The sequence below is a fragment of the Shewanella sp. BJSY2023SW005 genome (genome assembly GCF_047314585.1).
Lineage (GTDB): Bacteria > Pseudomonadota > Gammaproteobacteria > Enterobacterales > Shewanellaceae > Shewanella > Shewanella algae.
In genome coordinates, this window is sequence record NZ_JBKORJ010000045.1 from 32,663 (window position 1) to 50,023 (window position 17,361).

Genomic DNA, 17,361 nt, shown 5'->3' on the forward strand with positions numbered 1-17,361 from the left:
TCTAGAAGCCAAAGCCGGAAATGCCTATGCATCCTAGGGGGTAAAATTTGTCTTTATGATGCCAATCTCATTCAGATATTGGGCCAAGACATTGAAACCCTTCACTCAACCAGCGGCGATACTGGCAGTTGTAACAGGAGCGAGTGACATCATCTATCTGTTCATCTTCGTCATCTTCGGCAAAGCAAACACACTGGCCGGCCACCTCTCGGGCGGCCTGCAGATTGCTGCTGCCACCGAGAAACAAGCGTTTGCCCTGCTTTAGTTCAAACCATTGCTGCATTCAGAACTCCTTCAGCTGCTGTTTGCCGGCATTGTGCCACTCGGCGCCACGTTTGCTGACCAGGAGGGCAAACTTATGCTCGGCCCACACCGCTTTGACCTTGCCGCCGAGCCAGACAGTGTCGGTTTCCTGCAACCACTCACCATCTGTGGTCAATACGCCATCCAGCTCAGAGCGATTTAGTATGTCGGCAACGCTGAAGGGCGCCGCTTCATCTGTCTGGCCAAATTTCAGTTGGCCTTTCACCCGGCCATCATTCCCTGTGAGCCTGAGCCCGAGGCCCGCCAGCGCGCCGATAACACCCTGCCCCGTGCCACCGTGCTCGCTGAGACTGATACCCAAGTGTTCGGCCAAGCCGTAGGCTTGCTCCTTGGTCTTGACCTCTTGCTTGGCCTCACGGCCAAAAGCCATCAGTGCGTCCTGGCCGCTGAAATCGGCCAGAGACAAGAGCGCTAACCCAGGGTCGGCGGCGCTGGCTGATTCCCTGAGAAGATGAGCTATGGCCACCTCACGTATCGCCTCCAAGGTAAGCTCGCCACGATAACCAAAGCACATGGCACTATTGTGGGAAGTGTAAGGAATATCCGGATGCACATAGAGCTGATGCCGGGTCACCAGGGAGGTTTGCCCGCCTTGCTGGGTCAACAATTCAGCAATCTCGGAAGCGATCTCGCCGGTGCCTTTGGTGCCAATATCATCGGTATCGTCTATACAAATCAGCCAATCTTTCATCAATAAACCTTAATCAATCTGTCTGGGTATCTTTGTGGAGGAGATCGTGAGCCTTGAGGCGTCTCAAAACGGGGGGCACCAGCAGGGCCCCGACTATGGCAAAGGCTCCACCTTGCAAACACTTGAGACCAAAGCGCACCAAGGCCACCTGCTCACTCATGCCCACCAGCAAATCCTCTACCAGCCCTTTAGCGGCCCAGGCGATACAACCCACCAATGCCAGGGCGATGAAACGCCAGCGCAAGTTGAAAGCATTGGCCAGCAGCAGAAGCGCCAGGTCCATGGACACAGCCGGAACCACGAATTTGAGCAGAATAAGCGGGCCGCCTTTGCCCACGCCCAAGGTCATGGCAACCACTCCGGCCAAGGCGCCGCAAGCTGTCATGGCGCCCATGCGTCCGACAATGCCGTAACAGGTGAGATAGAAAAAGCTCATCAGCAACATAGAATGTCCCGACAAGCCGAGTTTCAGCCTGAGCATACTCTTGACTGCCACCAATAAGGTGGCACAAAAGCCGATAAAGAGCGCATCCTGCAATTGAAATCCTTTGATTTTATTTGTTGCCATGTTCGCTCCGGTTGTCCTGCCAATGGGTCGGCTTGGAAGTGTGGCCAAAGTGGCGACTCTTGGCGGCAAGCGCCATCTGTTTGGCCAATTTAAGCAGTTGGATCAAGAGGGGAAATAACACACAGTAGGCCAGTTCAGGCCAGTTGCGGGGGTTGAGCAGTTGCTTGGGCGCAATTCGCGCTCCCCGCAGCCGCTGCAGTTGGTAGATCTCGGCGATCTCCTGGGTCATAAAGGGCAGCAGACCTATAGAAGCGGCCACCACAAAGGCCCATTTAGCCGGCATGATCAGGCATAACACCTCACCGATCCGCTCCGGGCGCACGGTAACCGATAGCCACCATCCCGGCAGCAGCGCCAAGGTGATGCGGGCCACCGCCAAGGTACCTTGTCCCAGCTGCTCGCCACCATGCATCAGTGCATACAGCCCCAAAGTAAAGCCGAGTTGCAGCAGAACAAAGCGGATTACCCCGCCTATGGCGCCGCGCTGCAGCATACCATGAACCACCAAGATAAGATTAATGGCCGCCAGCCAGGGAAGCTGCGCCTGAGGCAGGAGAAAGGCTGCCGATGACAGAGTCACTACCAAGAACAAGGCTGTGGCACTGCCCCACAAACCTAAATTCAGCCCCTTGGGAGAAGCACGGCCGTGGCGCCGTCCTTTAGCCCACACAGGCAACCTCCTCTGGGGCAAACTCGATTTCCAGTTGGCCTTGTTGCAACTGCCACAGCTGACTACAAGGTAACCCCGGCAGGGGTCTGTGGCTGGCAATCACTATGCTGCCGCCCTGTTCCCGCAGATAGTTGAGTATCTGCCAAAGCTGCCCCAGATGCTTGCCATCCAACCCCGCCAAGGGGTCGTCCAACAGCATCAAGCTGGGGGTTAAACAAGCGATAGAGGCCAGGGCAATCAAGTGCTGCTGCCCATAGGAAAGCGTATGGGGCGAGCTTTGGGCAAGATGCAGCAAGTCGAGCTGCTCAAGCAGGCTCTCGGCCCGGGACAGCGGCAGGTCGAAGCGGCGCAGGCTGAACTGCATCTCCTCTATGACTGTGGCTTCAAACAACTGACGGTTGGGGCGCTGCATCAACAGGCCTAGCATGGGGCCATAGGCACCAGGCTTGGGCTTACGGCCAAAGACCCGCAGTGGCATCGACGCCACCGCGGGTTGAATACCGGCTATCGCCTTCAGCAGGCTGCTCTTGCCCGAGCCGTTGTTACCCACCAGAGTAACCAGCTCACCGGCGCCCAAAGACAGGCCCTGCTGACACACAAACAGGGGCGAATGCCCCTGATAACGAAATTCAAATGAAGTGGCACTGACCAGTTCCCGACTTCGGTCCGGCTCCAGGCGTTTCAAATGGCTGGCGGATTCGACCCGGTAACTGCCGGGTAACAGGCGCCCTTGGTCCAGGTACCAGAAGTGTTCAACAACTGAGGAAAAAGCCTGGGGATTATGCTCCACCAGTACCACAGCCATACCTTCCGCCAGCAGGTTACGGATTACTGCCAGCAGTTCATCGACACCGGCGTCATCCAACTGCGCCCAAGGTTCATCCAACAGCAGTACCGCAGGCTCACTCACCAACTGGGCAGCGATCATCAGGCGATATTTCTGTCCGAGAGACAGCTTGCTGACTTGAGTTTCCAGCGAGACAAACAGCCCCACCCGGCGCAATGCATGCTGCACTCTGGAGATCATCTGGCCGCTTGGCACACCGAGGTTTTCCAAGGCAAAGGCCACTTCGGCCCCGACTGTCTGGCGCAGTATCTGCACCTGGGGATCTTGCATCACCAGGCCCACCAACAACCCCTGACGGCGGAAAATGCCGCCTTCACAGGGACGCCGTTGCAGCCCGGCAAGCAAAGCCAGCAGACTGGATTTACCCGAACCCGTGGGACCACTGATGCAGTGGCAGGAGCCGGATTCTATTTTTAGATCCAGATCCCTCAATATCAAGGGCTGCAAACAGCCATGATTGAAATTGATCCCTTCGAGTTCGAGTAAGCGCATTATCAGATCTGCCAGTTAATCCCAACAAAGACTTGTCTACCTGCCTGAGGCAGAGAATCGCTCTGATAGTAGTTCTCGTCCAGCAGGTTGGTGGCTCGTAAATAGAGCTCTAGCTTATCTTTAAGCAAAGGCTGTACCAGATTGATGTCTACCAGGGTGTAATCATCCAGTGATTTCTCCTGCCACACCTTCTGACCGCCAATCTTCTCCTGCTCGTAGTAGTTCTGATCCATGATGCGTTCCACATTCAGGTGGATTCGGGTCTCGGTAGGCAGCTTGTAACCCAGTTGGAAGCGCAGCTGGTGCTTGGGACGATAGTCCAGACCATCAAAACCTGTGCTGCTGTCTCTGTCTTCGGCATGCAGATAGCTGTAACTCAGGCTCAGATCCAGATTCTCTATGCTGTTATTGGACAGCACAGTATCCAAACCCTGGAAGCGATAGTTGCCCATGTTCTGATACATGCCGCTGGCATCTTTGGCAATGTAATCATCGGCATCTGTGTGATAGAGATAGAGTTGCAGCTCGGTATTCATACCCAGGCCTTGCTCCAGTCCCAACTCAACATGCTTGGAGATTTCCGTCTCCAGTTCCTGATTGCCTGAAGACAGGGAGTACAGGTTGCGCATGGATGGGAAACGCACCTTCCGAGCTACACTCAGGCTCAGACGGGTATCGTCAGCCGCTTGCCAGAAACCTGAGGCCAGCGCCGAGTAATCGTTCTCGTTGCCTTCGGTCTTGTCCATATCGTGGTAAGCGCCGCCCAGAGTAAAGCCCCAATCGCCTTCCGACTGGAACTGATATTCGGCCGCCGCAGTATAAACCCAGGCCGAATCATCGAAAGACTCACCGCTGCCACCACCTGAGCCATTACCACCACCGGAACCAGTACCACCACCTGAGCCGTTACCGCCACCGGAACCAGTACCACCGCCTGAGCCGTTACCGCCGCCTGAACCAGTACCACCGCCTGAGCCGTTACCGCCGCCTGAACCAGTACCACCACCTGAGCCCTTGGCTGCTGCAACCTTGCTGCTGCCGGACTTGGAGGAACCTAAGCTTTCGGCTACCGCTTCCCAGCTCTGCTTTTCAGCAATCACAGAGGTGGTCAGGATACCCGCGGTGTCGAAGTCGGTGATCAGCTGCAGGTTTGCCCCCTGTACTTTGGAGCGGCCGTCCTGAGCCTGGGTCAGCTCAGCGTAGCTGTTGTCACCGTACACGGTTTCATAGGTGTCGCTCTGGTTGTGATAACCAAAACCCCGGAAAGTGAAAGTATCATTGAACTTATGTGCCAGACCCAGCTGGAAAGTCTGTGAATCATAGTCATCGACGCGCTCAAATTTCACCCGGCCGCTGCCGCTGCCATCTCTTGGTGGCTTACCCCACTCGCCTGAACGCAGCGCCATATTGGCAATGAGTTGAGTATTGTCACTGAGCCAATAGCTGCCTTGGGCGTACAGATTGGTCAGCTCTTTATCTGCGTTGTTGCGCTGATATTTGTCTTGGTACTCAGTGACTTGATAGTCAGAATACATGGGGAAACCATCAGTGTGCTGATAACCGGCACTGATGAGTCCCTGCCAGTTGTCGCCCGAGCCGGCGGCACTGATATCACCCTTGAAGGTATCGTCCTTGGACAATTCCAGGTTGCCGGATACTGCCGGGGCGCTGTCGCCACGCTTGGTGATGATGTTGATAACACCACCGGCGCCGCCTGGGCCATAGAGTACTGAAGTTGGGCCAACGGAGACTTCGACTCTGGAAATCTGGCTGGTTGGGATCACGCTGGGATCAAACTGACCATCATCGGCACTGTTGGCCGGTACACCGTTGACCAACAGGGTCACATGGCGGGTTTTGAAACCACGGATATCCACTCTTGGCGTACCCTCGCCGCCGTAACGTACGTAAACACCGGGAACATTTTTCAGCACTTCATCCAGGCTTTGGGCGCCCAAGGCCTTGATTTCATCTTCGGAAATGCTCCAACTTGTAGTGGCAACTTCAGTGGCGTTGGCACGCTCACCGTGCACCACTATGACGTCCATTGCATTGTTGACCAGTGGATCGCGTTCGATAGAGGCCGCATTGGCCTGCATGGCACAGCCCAACGCCAGTGCGAGGGCAGAGAGTTTTACCGGGATATGGGACATAAGGCTCTTCTGTCATTTCTGATTGGGATTATCCGGGCTATTCTGGCGCCGCCCAAAAAAGCTACAAGCTCAGTGACGGTAAAAACCAATACAGATCGACAAATTAATACAAAGGGAGTAGATAACAGAGTCTGTCGCGGACAGATTGTCCCATCAAGACAATTTGCCTAGCAAAAATGTCCACTCGTGTCACATTAACCTAAGCTGATTAATGGGATCATGCTACACGTCACACAGGCCCGTTCGACGGCTTGACACTCAAGGTGTGGAACTTTAGTTTGTGTTAAAGATACTGTTAGCCGGACGCTTTCTGCTTCCGGATCCCTTTGTTCGGATGTTCGGAGCTCCCCTTGTCTGCACTTACCCTGCCTCAGGCCATTTCGTCACTCAAAGACAAGCTGTGTCAACTGGCCAAGCTGACGCCAGCAGAGCCTATTGTCCAATTGGCCGCCGAGGTACAGGCAATTCCACTGATCTCCTGGCTGGCTTCCCAACCCAGCTATCCCAGAATTTATTGGCAAGGAAGAGACAGACTCGAGGAGGTTGCCGCCATCGGCTGCTGTCTGGATTTCCGCTTCGAGGATGAAGTCACAGACGAGGCCCTGGCCGAAATTTATGAAAAGCAGCGCGCCTACTCCAGTAATCAGGAGATCCGCTACTACGGCGGCGTCGCCTTCGACCGCGAAATCGCCTCCTGGCCCGAGTTTGGCCGCGCCAGATTCCTGTTACCCAGAATAGAGCTGAGACGCAGTTCAGATCATTTCCGCCTCTTGGTTAACCTGAATCTGGGCCAGGCTGACAGGCAAGCGGAAATAGCCCAGGCACAAGCCGCGCTGGATGCCTTGGTTCCGGCACGCCCCATGACGCCACCGACCAAGACAGAACAGCTGTCACGCAATGACAGGCCCGACTACCCACGCTGGAAGACACTGGTGGAACAGGTGACTGCCCCCAGATTCAACCAGGACACGCCCAAAGTAGTGCTGTCGCGCCTGACTCAGCTGCAAGTAAAAGACACTCCGGATCCCTGGCAGGTGTTGGCCAGTTGGCAAGGGCGCAACCCCAACAGTTTTCAATTCGGCTTCGAATTCAGCCCCGAGCGCAGCTTTATCTCCTGTTCGCCCGAGCGTCTCTATCGCCGCCATCAGCAAGAGCTGTATACCGAAGCACTGGCGGGCACCACCATTCGCGGCCTGAGCCCGGAAGAGGATGAACTACTGGCGCAGCAGCTATTGGATGACAGCAAAAACAGCCATGAGAATCAGCTGGTCAGGGAGCATATTGTCAAGGCACTGACTCCGCTGAGCCGCTATGTTGGTGCCGATGAGACACCGACCATCTTCAAACTCAACCATATTCAGCATCTGCACAGATCGATTCGCGCCGAGCTACGGCACGGGGTAAAAGATTTTCAACTGCTGCAGGCCTTGCACCCGACACCGGCCGTCGGCGGCCTGCCACGGGAATCGGCCATCAGTTTTCTGCGCCAACGGGAAGGTTATATGCGCGGCTGGTATGCCGGGGCCTGCGGTTATCTGAATAAATATGAGAGTGAATTTGCGGTAGCCATCCGCTGCGCCCTGCTGGAACCCGGCTGCATCAATCTGTTTGCCGGCGCCGGCATAGTCGCAGGCTCAGACCCGGAAGCCGAATGGCAGGAGCTGGAAAACAAGCTCGCCACCATAATGTCGATTCTGCTGGATTTCTAGGGTGATGGCTGTTCCTGTATCCTCAGTTGCAGCTGCTCCAGGCTCTGCTGTTTAATCTCCGCCAATTCCCCGGAACGCTCCAACTGCTCAAAACCTTGGTCGAACAAGGCCTTCAGCTCGAGCCCTTTGGGATTATTGGCGAAGGCAAAATAAACATCTGCCCGTAGCACATCCTCAATAAGCACCAATCTTCTGGGCTGTTCCAACTGTGGCAACAGCGGCAAGATGTCCGGCTTATAGTCGAGCACGGCATCGATTTTGCCTTCATTCACCTTGCGCAGCATTTCCAGCAGGCTACTGTTTTCCTGATAGTGCATGGGTACCTGGGTCAGGGTAAAAAAGCGATAAGCGATCAGGGCCTGAACCCTGCGATGGGTCAGTGAGTCCATTCCTTGCCAAACACTGGCCAGCTCAGGGGTCACCGCGGCATCTATCACCTCGGTTTCCACCTTTTTGGCACTGTAAATCCCCTTGGAGATATCCCCCAGATAGAGCCCCAACACCATGTCCACCTGTTCACGCTCCAGCATGTAGAGGGAACGGGGAAAGGGCACAAACTGGATTTCCAGTTGCCATTCCGACTCGGGAAAGACCCTTCGCAACAGCTCAAAATAATAGCCTTCGCCATTGGTTTCGGTATAACCGCCCCAACTGGCGGTAGCTATCTGGATCTTGGTCGGTTCGGCAATGGCCGGCCAAACAAAAGTCAGCAAGGCCAGCAGCAGGCAGCAGGCAGCAGGCAGCAGGCAGCAGATTCGATTCATTTTACTCTCCTGTCTTCCTTTTCAGTGTAGAGTAGCTTGAGATGGACTGGACATTTTTTACGCTTCCCCCTTGTCAGCCGGATTATGGGCACTATAATGTGCGCCCTTTCGGTCGAACCGAAGATGCGGGTTCCCTCACCCCGCCCAGCCAACTAAAAAGGTCACAATATGTTAATGTTAACCGGCGCGCAGCTCAAACGCGCACTGATCCTCTTGGTCAGTTTTCACATCCTTATTATCAGTGCCAGTAACTATCTGGTGCAGCTCCCGTTTCAGCTATTCGGCTTCCACACAACCTGGGGTGCCTTCAGCTTTCCTTTCGTCTATCTGGCAACCGATCTGACGGTACGGATATTCGGCCAGGCCGCCGCCCGGCAGATCATCTTCAAGGCCATGCTGCCGGCATTGGTGATCTCCTATGCCATGGGCGTACTGTTTCATCAGGGTGATTTTCAGGGGCTGAGCGCCCTGTCGGACTTCAATACCTTTGTGTTCCGTATCGCCTTTGCCAGTTTCGCCGCCTATCTGGTGGGCCAACTGATGGATATCGCGGTGTTTGCCAGAATTCGCCGCCAGTGTGCCTGGTGGGTCGCACCGGCAGCCTCAACCCTGGTGGGCAACCTGGTGGATACTCTGGTGTTCTTCAGTATCGCCTTCTTCGCCTCCAGCGACCCCTTCATGGCCGCCAACTGGCCGGAAATCGCCGCCGTGGATTACGGCTTCAAGCTGTTGGTCAGTCTGGGGCTGTTCCTGCCGGCCTATGGCGTGTTGCTGCGGGTACTTCAGGACAAGATCTTACAGACGGAAAACCAGCAGCAATTCTCCTGATGCATTCAACTGGCCAGACCTGTTATAATTTTGGCCAGTTTTTATCCCGCAACCTGTGACATTTTGCGGTCCGTTGAGAGAATGATGATGTACTCCATTGAAATCAAAGCTATTACTGAAATAGATCAGCAACAGATCGATGAGATCATGGCCTTGAGTGCCCAGATCCCCGAGTTTGATTCCGGCTACCAAAAGCAGGAGTTCGAGCGTCGACTGACAGGCAATGCCTGTTTGTTGTTGTTGGCCTTTGTGGAAGGTGAGCTGGCGGGATTCAAGCTGGGTTATGCTCTGGATGAGCAGTGTTTTTACAGTTGGCTGGGCGGTGTATTACCCGATTATCGCAGTCTGGGACTGGCACGCAGCATGCTTGAGGCTCAGGAACGCTGGGCCACCCAGGCCGGCTACAAGCAGATCCAGGTCAAGACCCGCAACCAGTTCCGCTCTATGTTGAACATGCTGATCAGCCATCAGTATCAGGTGGTGGACTTCCGCGCCGAGCCTGGACATATTGCCGACAACCGTCTCTATCTTGAAAAGAGCATGTACTAAGGAAGTCTTGCAAAGGACTAGGGCCATTTGCTGCGAACCACGCCTTGCATCCAGGCTTGTTCGCACCTTACCTAAAAAAAGAGTACGCCAACCGGCGTACTCACAAAGACTGCAGGGAAGCAGTTCTTAAAACGCCTTGCTGATACCTATTACCAATCTGTCATCGAAGATCTCTGTCTGGGTACCATAAACCTTGTGGTCTGATTCAACTGTACTGCCGTGGTAGCGCAGATCCAGGTTGAAGCCATAGAACTCCTTACTTACCCCCAAGTTCCAGTGTCCCCATCCTTCGGCACCATTGCCGCTCAGGTCCTGATAACCGACAGAACCGGAAACCTTGATACCGTTCTCGAAACTGTAACTGGGGTGCAGGGCATAGTTGACCCCGTGCCAACCATCGACACCGAACCAGTCATCTACGGTCGGTGTCACTTCCAGTTGCAGATGGGCCCGACCGAAAGACTTGCCGAGTTTCAGCCACAGCTCTGTGTAGTTGGAGTAGGACGCACCCGGATAGAGATAAGAGAACAGCATGACATCATAAGTGAAACCTGAATCACCCAACTCACCGCTCTTGCCGATGAAAGGCGCAGTGACTATTTCAAGGTTGGGGTCGGCAAACTTGATGTTGGAGGCAAACACCCCGGCATACCAGCCGGCATCATGGTTCCAGCTGAATGTGCCCTGGACTACAGGCACATCGCCATCCAGGGTTTCCGATTCGCCACGGAACACATAGTCAGAGGCAAAGGTCAGATTGCCGGCAAAACTGCCACCGGCGAAACGGGGAGCTTCGTCTGCCAGAGCCATAGAACTGCTGCACAGCAGCAAACCTGATAAAAACAGCTTATGAGTTGGGTTCATCTTTATCCACCAGAGCATGATTATTGTTAGCCCGGATAGTAAGAAGAAGTTGTGAACAGGGTTATCTAGGTGAATGAACCATGGAGGAATGAATGTGAACAATTATGAATGACTGCGGCAACGCCGCAGTCTTAGCGGCTTATTCGAAGCCTTCGGGGCGCTTCACATACTCGGGGATCTCCAGCAACATGTTACCCCAGTAACCGAACAAGGCCTGATAGATAAAATCAATAAAGATTATGTATTTACGAGGCAAATAGGCCCGTTTTGGATAAGACAGCAACAGGGTGTTATGTTCCATGGGAAAGTCTTCCAGCACGGCCACCAACTCCCCCTTTTGCAAGGCTTCATCGGCGATCATGGGAGGCAGACAAGTGATCCCCAAACCGGCAATGGCCGCTTCCCGGGCCAAGGTAATATTGTTGACCTTGAGCTGTACCTCCGGAGTGATCACCTGCCACTCCTTACCATCGAAAATCTTCCAGCAACCATCATTGATGAGCTGGATCCCCCCCTGTTCTATGCCCTTGTGATGCCAAAGATCATCCGGGGTCTGCGGAGTACCGTGGCGTTTAAGGTATTCCGGACTGGCCATCAGGGTGGTGCTGGTCTTCACCAGTTGGTAATGCTGCAGGCGTGAATCTTCGATACCACACAGGTGGAACAGTATGTCTATTCCTTCTTCAACCATGTCCACCTTGCGATTAGTCAGCTCAGCTTCTATGGTGATATCCGGGTAGGCCTCAAGAAAGCGGGCAAATACCGGACCGAGAAATAGCTGCCCCATCTCGATCGGGCAGACCACCCTTAGGTTACCCTTGACCCTCTGCTGGTTGGCACTGAGCTGCGCCTCGGCATTTTCCAGGTCTACCAGTATCTTGGTGATCTTGTTGTAATACTCGGCGCCGGCCTCGGTTAACCTCAATGCCCGGGTGGTTCTGAACAGTAGCTGAACACCGGTCGCCTTCTCCAATTCGGCAACTTTACGACTGACGGTGGTCTTGGTAAGCCCCAACGCCTTGGCCGCGCCGGTAAAACTACCCTGCTCAACAACTTGAGCAAATATTTGTACCCTGTTTAGATCCATTTATTGTTGCACCTGTGGGACAGTGGGTTTATTTCTATGTGACTAATCAAATTATAGTGACAGTAGTAGAATACTCGCCTCGCGGTGGAGGATCCAGCATGACGCAGAGAAATTTATGCAGTTTTGCCTTGGTTCGCTCAACCATAAAACGCTTGCTGTTGTTGGGAAAGAACTCTCTGCCTTCAGGGCAAAAACAGAATCTCTCCCAAACGGGCAAAAACGGGATTTGGATACATAAGTTGTTGAATTCATAAATCTCACAACTAAATGTAAATAAATGGCAATAGTGTCGTTTATTGATTAAAAAATTTTCATTCATTTACACTTTTCGCTTATCCTGTAGCTTGTTGATACAGAATGCTTGTGCGATAAATATGGGTTCGAAAATTTTGCTGGCTAACTGCGCCAGGAAGCCTGTCGTACAAGACATTTTTCCTTCCCGGCAAGCAGATACTGATTAGGAGTTATCATGCGGCATGTATTAAAAGTTGCCTCAGTTGTAAGTATGGCGTTATGGATGACGGCCTGTGGGTCGGAAGCTGAAAAAGCCAAAAGCAATCAGGCGGCCCCCGCTATGGAAGTCAGTGTCCTCGAAGTCAAGTCGGCTCCGCAGGCACTGCAAGTGCAACTGCCTGGGCGCAGCGTAGCTTTCCTTGAAGCCGAAGTTCGGCCTCAGGTCAACGGCATCATTCTGAAGCGCAGCTTTACCGAAGGTGGAGATGTGAAGCAGGGTGAGTCACTGTATCAGATTGACCCTTCTACTTATAAGGCGTCTTTGCAGAGTGCCAGAGCCGATCTGGCCCGCGCCGAAGCGGCTCTGGCGTCTGCCAAGGCAACTCAGGCCCGTTACCAGGAACTGGTCAAGACCAAGTACATAAGTAAAGAAGAGTACGACAAGGCAGATGCTTCCTATAAAGAAGCGCTGGCGGCGGTGGAAGTGGCCAAGGCGGCCATCAATACTGCAACCATTAACGTCAACTATACCGAAGTACAGGCGCCTATCTCCGGCCGTATCGGTAAGTCCAGCGTTACTGCCGGTGCTCTGGTGACCGCCAACCAGGCTCAACCTCTGGCGACTATCCAGCAATTGGATCCCATCAATGTGGATATCGTTCAGTCCAGCACCCAGATGCTGCGTCTCAAGAGCATGTTGAAAGCTGGCAAACTGCAGGCTTCCGATGATGCTGAAGTGACTCTGCTACTGGAAGATGGCTCGACTTATGATCACAAGGGTCGCTTACAGTTTGCCGAAGTCAGTGTCGATCAGAGCACAGGTTCTGTGACTCTGAGAGCCGAGTTCCCGAACCCGGATCACACACTACTGCCAGGTATGTATGTTCGCGCCATTCTCAACACAGGTGTCGATCCTCAAGCAATTCTGGTACCGCAAAAGGCTATCAGCCGTAATCCAAAGGGTGAAGCTGTGGCCATGTTGGTTGGCGCCGAAAACAAGGTGGAAGCTCGGGTTATCAAGACTGCCGATGTCATCAATCACCAGTGGCGGGTTACCGATGGCCTCAAGCCTGGTGACAAACTGATTGTCGAAGGGCTGCAGAAAATCCGTCCAGGCATGCCAGTGACGGCTAAACCCATGACAGCAAACCAGTAATAACAGGGCGGAAGTTATGGCACGTTTCTTTATCGATCGCCCCATCTTCGCATGGGTGATCGCGATTATTATCATGCTGGCAGGTGTCCTGGCCATTAAGGCCCTGCCGGTTTCCCAGTACCCGGATATAGCGCCGCCAACCATTGTGGTTGCTGCCAACTATCCAGGTGCGTCGGCCAAAACTGTTGAAGACTCTGTGACCCAGGTGATTGAACAGCGCATGACAGGTCTAGACCACCTGCGCTATATCAAGTCCACCAGTGACAGCTTCGGTAACGCCGAAATCACTCTGACCTTTAACGCCGAAGCGGATCCCGACATCGCCCAGGTTCAGGTTCAGAACAAGCTGCAGGCCGCCATGGCCTTGCTGCCTCAGGAAGTAACGGCTCAAGGTGTCCGGGTTAACAAATCCAGCTCCGGCTTCCTGATGGTAGTCGCCTTTATTTCTGAAGACGGCTCCATGACCAAGGCCGACCTCGCCGATTACGTAGGTTCCAACGTTCAGGACCCCATGAGTCGTGTGCCCGGTGTGGGTGAAACCACCCTGTTCGGTGCCCAGTACTCAATGCGTATCTGGGTCGACCCACTGAAGCTGACCAACTACAACCTGACGACTCTGGACGTGATCGCCGCGATCAGAGAACAAAACGCCCAGGTTTCTGCCGGTCAGCTGGGTGGTGCCCCTGCGGTTCAAGGCCAGGAGTTGAATGCGACTATCTCGGCCCAGAGCCGTTTGCAGACGCCTGAGGAATTCCGCAACATCATCCTCAAGTCCAACGCCTCGGGCGCCAACGTCTATCTGGGCGATGTTGCCAAGGTTGAGCTGGGTTCCGAGAGTTACGCCATTGAGTCACTCTATAACGGTCGCCCCGCTACAGGTTTGGCAATCAAGCTGGCTACCGGTGCCAACGCGCTGGATACTGCCGAAGCTGTTCGCGCCAAAGTCGAAGAGATGCGTCCCTTCTTCCCGGCCGGCATGCAGGTGGTGTATCCCTATGACACAACCCCCTTCGTGAAGAACTCTATCGAAGGTGTGGTTCATACTCTGCTGGAAGCCGTGGTACTGGTGTTCGTCATCATGTATCTGTTCCTGCAAAACTTCCGCGCCACCTTGATCCCAACGATCGCCGTGCCTGTGGTTTTGCTGGGTACCTTCGCCATCCTGTCCTTCACCGGATTCTCGATCAACACCCTAACCATGTTCGCCATGGTACTGGCTATCGGTCTCTTGGTGGATGACGCCATTGTGGTGGTGGAGAACGTTGAGCGGGTGATGTCGGAAGAGGGACTTAGTCCCAAAGAAGCGACCAGGAAGTCCATGGGCCAGATCACCGGCGCACTGGTGGGTATAGGTCTGACACTGTCAGCTGTGTTTGTACCTATGGCCTTCATGTCGGGTTCTACCGGGGTTATTTACCGTCAGTTCTCCATCACTATCGTATCGGCGATGGCCTTGTCGGTATTGGTGGCAATCGTACTGACTCCGGCGCTCTGTGCCACTATGCTCAAACCGCTGAAGAAAGGGCATACCCACGCCGAAACCGGTTTCTTCGGTTGGTTTAACCGTAACTTCGAGCGCATGACGGGTAAGTACGAAGGTACTGTTGCCGGCATCATTAAACGTTCGGTACGTATGAGTGCCATCTATCTGGCGCTGGTTGTGGCCGTAGGCTGGATCTTTATCCGCATGCCAACCGCCTTCTTGCCGGACGAAGATCAGGGCATTCTGTTTACCCAGGCGATTCTGCCAACCAACGCCACTCAGGAAAGTACCCTGAAGGTATTGGAGAAGGTTTCGGATCAATTCCTGGCAGACGAAAACGTCAAATCAGTTCTGAGTGTGGCAGGCTTCAGTTTCGCCGGTCAGGGTCAGAACATGGGTATCGCCTTCGTTGGACTGAAAGACTGGTCTGAGCGTACTGCTCCAGGCAGTGATGTTCAGGCGGTTGCCGGCCGCGCCATGGCGGTGTTCAGCCAGATGAAAGAAGCCTTTGTGTTTGCCTTCGTACCACCTGCGGTAATTGAGCTGGGTACGGCCAACGGTTTTGACCTCTTCCTGCAGGATAAGAATGGTCAAGGACACGAAAAGCTGGTTCAGGCCCGTAACCAACTGCTGGGCATGGCGGCTCAGAATCCCAACCTGGTGGGTGTACGCCCCAATGGTCAGGAAGATGCGCCCATGTATCAGCTACACATAGATCATGCCAAGCTGCGTGCGCTGAGTGTCAACATAGGTGATGTCAACAACGTGCTTTCTGCCGCTTGGGGTGGCTCCTATGTCAACGACTTCATCGACCGTGGTCGGGTGAAGAAGGTTTATGTTCAAGCCGATGCCAAGTATCGGATGCAACCTGAAGATCTGGACTCCTGGTATGTGCGTAACACCCAGGGAGACATGGTGCCCTTCTCAGCCTTTGCCACCGGCAGCTGGGAGTATGGTTCACCACGCCTGGAACGCTTCAACGGCCTGCCGGCGATGAACATACAGGGTGCGACGGTTCCAGGCTTCAGTACCGGTGAAGCGATGAACATCATGGAAGGCATGGTTGACCAACTGCCTCCAGGCTTTGGTATCGAATGGAACGGCCTCTCCTATGAGGAACGTCTGTCAGGCAACCAGGCGCCTGCGCTCTACGCACTGTCGATTCTGGTGGTATTCCTGGTACTGGCGGCCCTGTATGAAAGCTGGTCTGTGCCTTTCGCGGTAATTCTGGTGGTGCCTCTGGGTATTATCGGTGCCCTGATCGCCATGAATGGCCGCGGCCTGCCAAACGACGTGTTCTTCCAGGTGGGTCTGTTGACTACTGTAGGTCTGGCAACCAAGAACGCCATTCTTATCGTGGAATTCGCCAAGGAATACTATGAGCAGGGTGCCAAGCTGATTGACGCGACACTGCACGCGGTGCGGGTACGTCTGCGGCCAATTCTGATGACCTCGCTGGCATTCGGCCTCGGGGTTGTGCCACTGGCCGTCAGTACAGGCGTGGGTTCAGGCAGTCAGAATGCCATTGGTACCGGGGTACTGGGCGGTATGATCAGCTCGACCTTCCTGGGTATCTTCTTTATCCCACTCTTCTTCGTGGTGGTAGAGCGCATGTTCAGTAAGCGTGAGCGCGAAGAACGCAAACAGCGAAAACAGGCCGAGTAATTCGCCTGTCACCTCAAAGCCCGGCCTCTGTGCCGGGCTTTTTGTTGTCTGCAGCAGGCTACTTCTCCATTGAGCTTCAATCACTTAACACCTGCATACCTCACATCCGGCCTCTGGGCTTGGCATGCCGCCCAAAATGTAAAATTGGAGGGAAACAAAGGGTTAAAGAAGCTGGTCAAGCGCGCCAATAAAGCTTAGGATCTGCACAGAAAACAGCACTTTTTGGAGTAATTCACCTTATGGGTATCAGAGCCATAGTCGTCGACACCGCCGGCACTACGACAGATCTTAACTTTATTCAGGATGTGCTTTTCCCCTATTCGGCCAAGGCATTGCCGGAATTTTTGGAACGCTATCAAGATAATATCCTGGTAGAAAACTGTATCAGCGATACCAAAGAGATGGCGCTGGAGCCAGATGCCGATCTGCCGCGGGTAATAGAAATACTCCAGCAGTGGGTTGCCGAAGACCGCAAGGCCACGCCGCTGAAAACGCTGCAGGGCCTGATCTGGAAACAGGGCTATGCCAAGAACGAGTTCACCGGTCATATCTATCCTGACTTCATTGAAGCCATCAAGGAATACAAGGCTCAGGGACTCAGGATATACAGCTTCTCTTCCGGCTCAGTGGAAGCCCAGAAGTTACTGTTCAGCCACAGTGACGGCGGCGATCTGACCGAGTTGTTCAACGGTCATTTTGATACCCGCACCGGCGGCAAGCTGGATAAGCAAGCCTACTGCAACATTATTAACACCATAAGTTTGAGCCCCAAGCAGATACTGTTTGTCTCCGACATGGTGGACGAACTCAAGGCCGCTGCCGCTGCCGGGCTGATCACCTGCCAAATGGTACGAGAGGCCGGACAACGCACAGGCGATTTCCGGCAGGTGAAGAGTTTCGCCGAGCTGAAGATTGACTGATAACAAGCAGAGTTAGCCGCTAAATCAAGGGGAGCCAATGGCTCCCCTTAATTGTTTACAACACCTATTTCGTATCCCGGAAAATCAACGCCTGTACGGAATGTTGTTCCCCTCTTGAGACAGAGAGCCGCTGTTGTT

At 54.0% G+C, this 17,361-nt stretch carries 15 protein-coding genes; 6 read left to right on the top strand and 9 right to left on the bottom strand.

Translation table 11 applies throughout. The features are described from left to right. Positions 1-67 precede the first annotated feature (67 nt). Genes ACMHXI_RS13550 through ACMHXI_RS13575 form a run of 6 tightly spaced genes read right to left on the bottom strand, consistent with a single transcriptional unit; the run spans position 68 to position 5,745 of the window. Positions 68-283 (bottom strand): hypothetical protein, encoded by a 216-nt coding sequence (locus tag ACMHXI_RS13550; RefSeq protein WP_025009171.1) that lies wholly within the window; start codon positions 281-283, stop codon positions 68-70. Then, complete coding sequence (locus ACMHXI_RS13555) at positions 284-1,015, bottom strand: DNA-binding protein (protein ID WP_025009170.1); 732 nt, start codon at positions 1,013-1,015, stop codon at positions 284-286. A gap of 13 nt (positions 1,016-1,028) precedes the next feature. Next, entirely contained in the window at positions 1,029-1,583 is a 555-nt protein-coding gene (locus ACMHXI_RS13560) for a hypothetical protein (RefSeq protein WP_037436264.1), read from the bottom strand. Next, entirely contained in the window at positions 1,570-2,253 is a 684-nt protein-coding gene (locus ACMHXI_RS13565) for an energy-coupling factor transporter transmembrane component T (protein WP_115389474.1), read from the bottom strand. The genes ACMHXI_RS13560 and ACMHXI_RS13565 overlap by 14 nt, the downstream gene beginning before the upstream one ends. Next, a complete protein-coding gene (locus ACMHXI_RS13570) occupies positions 2,243-3,592 on the bottom strand; it encodes an ATP-binding cassette domain-containing protein (protein ID WP_025009166.1) in 1,350 nt (449 codons plus the stop codon). Before ACMHXI_RS13570 ends, ACMHXI_RS13565 begins: the two co-directional genes overlap by 11 nt. A 2-nt stretch (positions 3,593-3,594) precedes the next feature. Beyond that, positions 3,595-5,745 carry a TonB-dependent receptor plug domain-containing protein gene (locus ACMHXI_RS13575; protein ID WP_413735182.1) on the bottom strand — a complete coding sequence of 717 codons (2,151 nt, stop codon included), beginning with the start codon at positions 5,743-5,745 and terminating at the stop codon, positions 3,595-3,597. Positions 5,746-6,095: 350 nt separating this feature from the next. Here ACMHXI_RS13575 and ACMHXI_RS13580 point away from each other — a divergent pair, with 350 nt between their 5' ends. After that, entirely contained in the window at positions 6,096-7,454 is a 1,359-nt protein-coding gene (locus ACMHXI_RS13580; protein WP_025009164.1) for an isochorismate synthase MenF, read from the top strand. Here the strand turns inward: ACMHXI_RS13580 and ACMHXI_RS13585 are convergent. Continuing rightward, positions 7,451-8,218 (bottom strand): substrate-binding periplasmic protein, encoded by a 768-nt coding sequence (locus ACMHXI_RS13585; RefSeq protein ID WP_413735185.1) that lies wholly within the window; start codon positions 8,216-8,218, stop codon positions 7,451-7,453. The two genes, ACMHXI_RS13580 and ACMHXI_RS13585, sit on opposite strands and share 4 nt — an antisense overlap. 168 nt (positions 8,219-8,386) lie before the next feature. Here ACMHXI_RS13585 and ACMHXI_RS13590 point away from each other — a divergent pair, with 168 nt between their 5' ends. Together ACMHXI_RS13590 and ACMHXI_RS13595 are read left to right on the top strand one after the other, a co-directional pair. Continuing rightward, a complete protein-coding gene (locus tag ACMHXI_RS13590) occupies positions 8,387-9,046 on the top strand; it encodes a 7-cyano-7-deazaguanine/7-aminomethyl-7-deazaguanine transporter (RefSeq protein WP_025009163.1) in 660 nt (219 codons plus the stop codon). 87 nt (positions 9,047-9,133) lie between these two features. Continuing rightward, complete coding sequence (locus tag ACMHXI_RS13595; RefSeq protein ID WP_025009162.1) at positions 9,134-9,595, top strand: GNAT family N-acetyltransferase; 462 nt, start codon at positions 9,134-9,136, stop codon at positions 9,593-9,595. Positions 9,596-9,721: 126 nt separating this feature from the next. Here the strand turns inward: ACMHXI_RS13595 and ACMHXI_RS13600 are convergent, their stop codons facing one another. Further along, positions 9,722-10,459 carry a TorF family putative porin gene (locus tag ACMHXI_RS13600; RefSeq protein WP_054744273.1) on the bottom strand — a complete coding sequence of 246 codons (738 nt, stop codon included), beginning with the start codon at positions 10,457-10,459 and terminating at the stop codon, positions 9,722-9,724. Positions 10,460-10,598: 139 nt separating this feature from the next. After that, positions 10,599-11,546 carry a LysR family transcriptional regulator gene (locus ACMHXI_RS13605; protein WP_025009160.1) on the bottom strand — a complete coding sequence of 316 codons (948 nt, stop codon included), beginning with the start codon at positions 11,544-11,546 and terminating at the stop codon, positions 10,599-10,601. Positions 11,547-12,015: 469 nt separating this feature from the next. Between ACMHXI_RS13605 and ACMHXI_RS13610 the strand changes: the two genes are divergently transcribed. From ACMHXI_RS13610 to mtnC, 3 genes are all read left to right on the top strand, one after another. After that, positions 12,016-13,155: an efflux RND transporter periplasmic adaptor subunit gene (locus ACMHXI_RS13610; RefSeq protein ID WP_025009159.1), complete on the top strand. Its 1,140-nt coding sequence runs from the start codon at positions 12,016-12,018 to the stop codon at positions 13,153-13,155. Positions 13,156-13,171: 16 nt separating this feature from the next. Continuing rightward, a complete protein-coding gene (locus tag ACMHXI_RS13615) occupies positions 13,172-16,303 on the top strand; it encodes an efflux RND transporter permease subunit (RefSeq protein ID WP_062793330.1) in 3,132 nt (1,043 codons plus the stop codon). 239 nt (positions 16,304-16,542) lie between these two features. Further along, entirely contained in the window at positions 16,543-17,223 is a 681-nt protein-coding gene (mtnC, locus tag ACMHXI_RS13620) for an acireductone synthase (RefSeq protein ID WP_025888419.1), read from the top strand. Positions 17,224-17,361 lie beyond the last annotated feature (138 nt).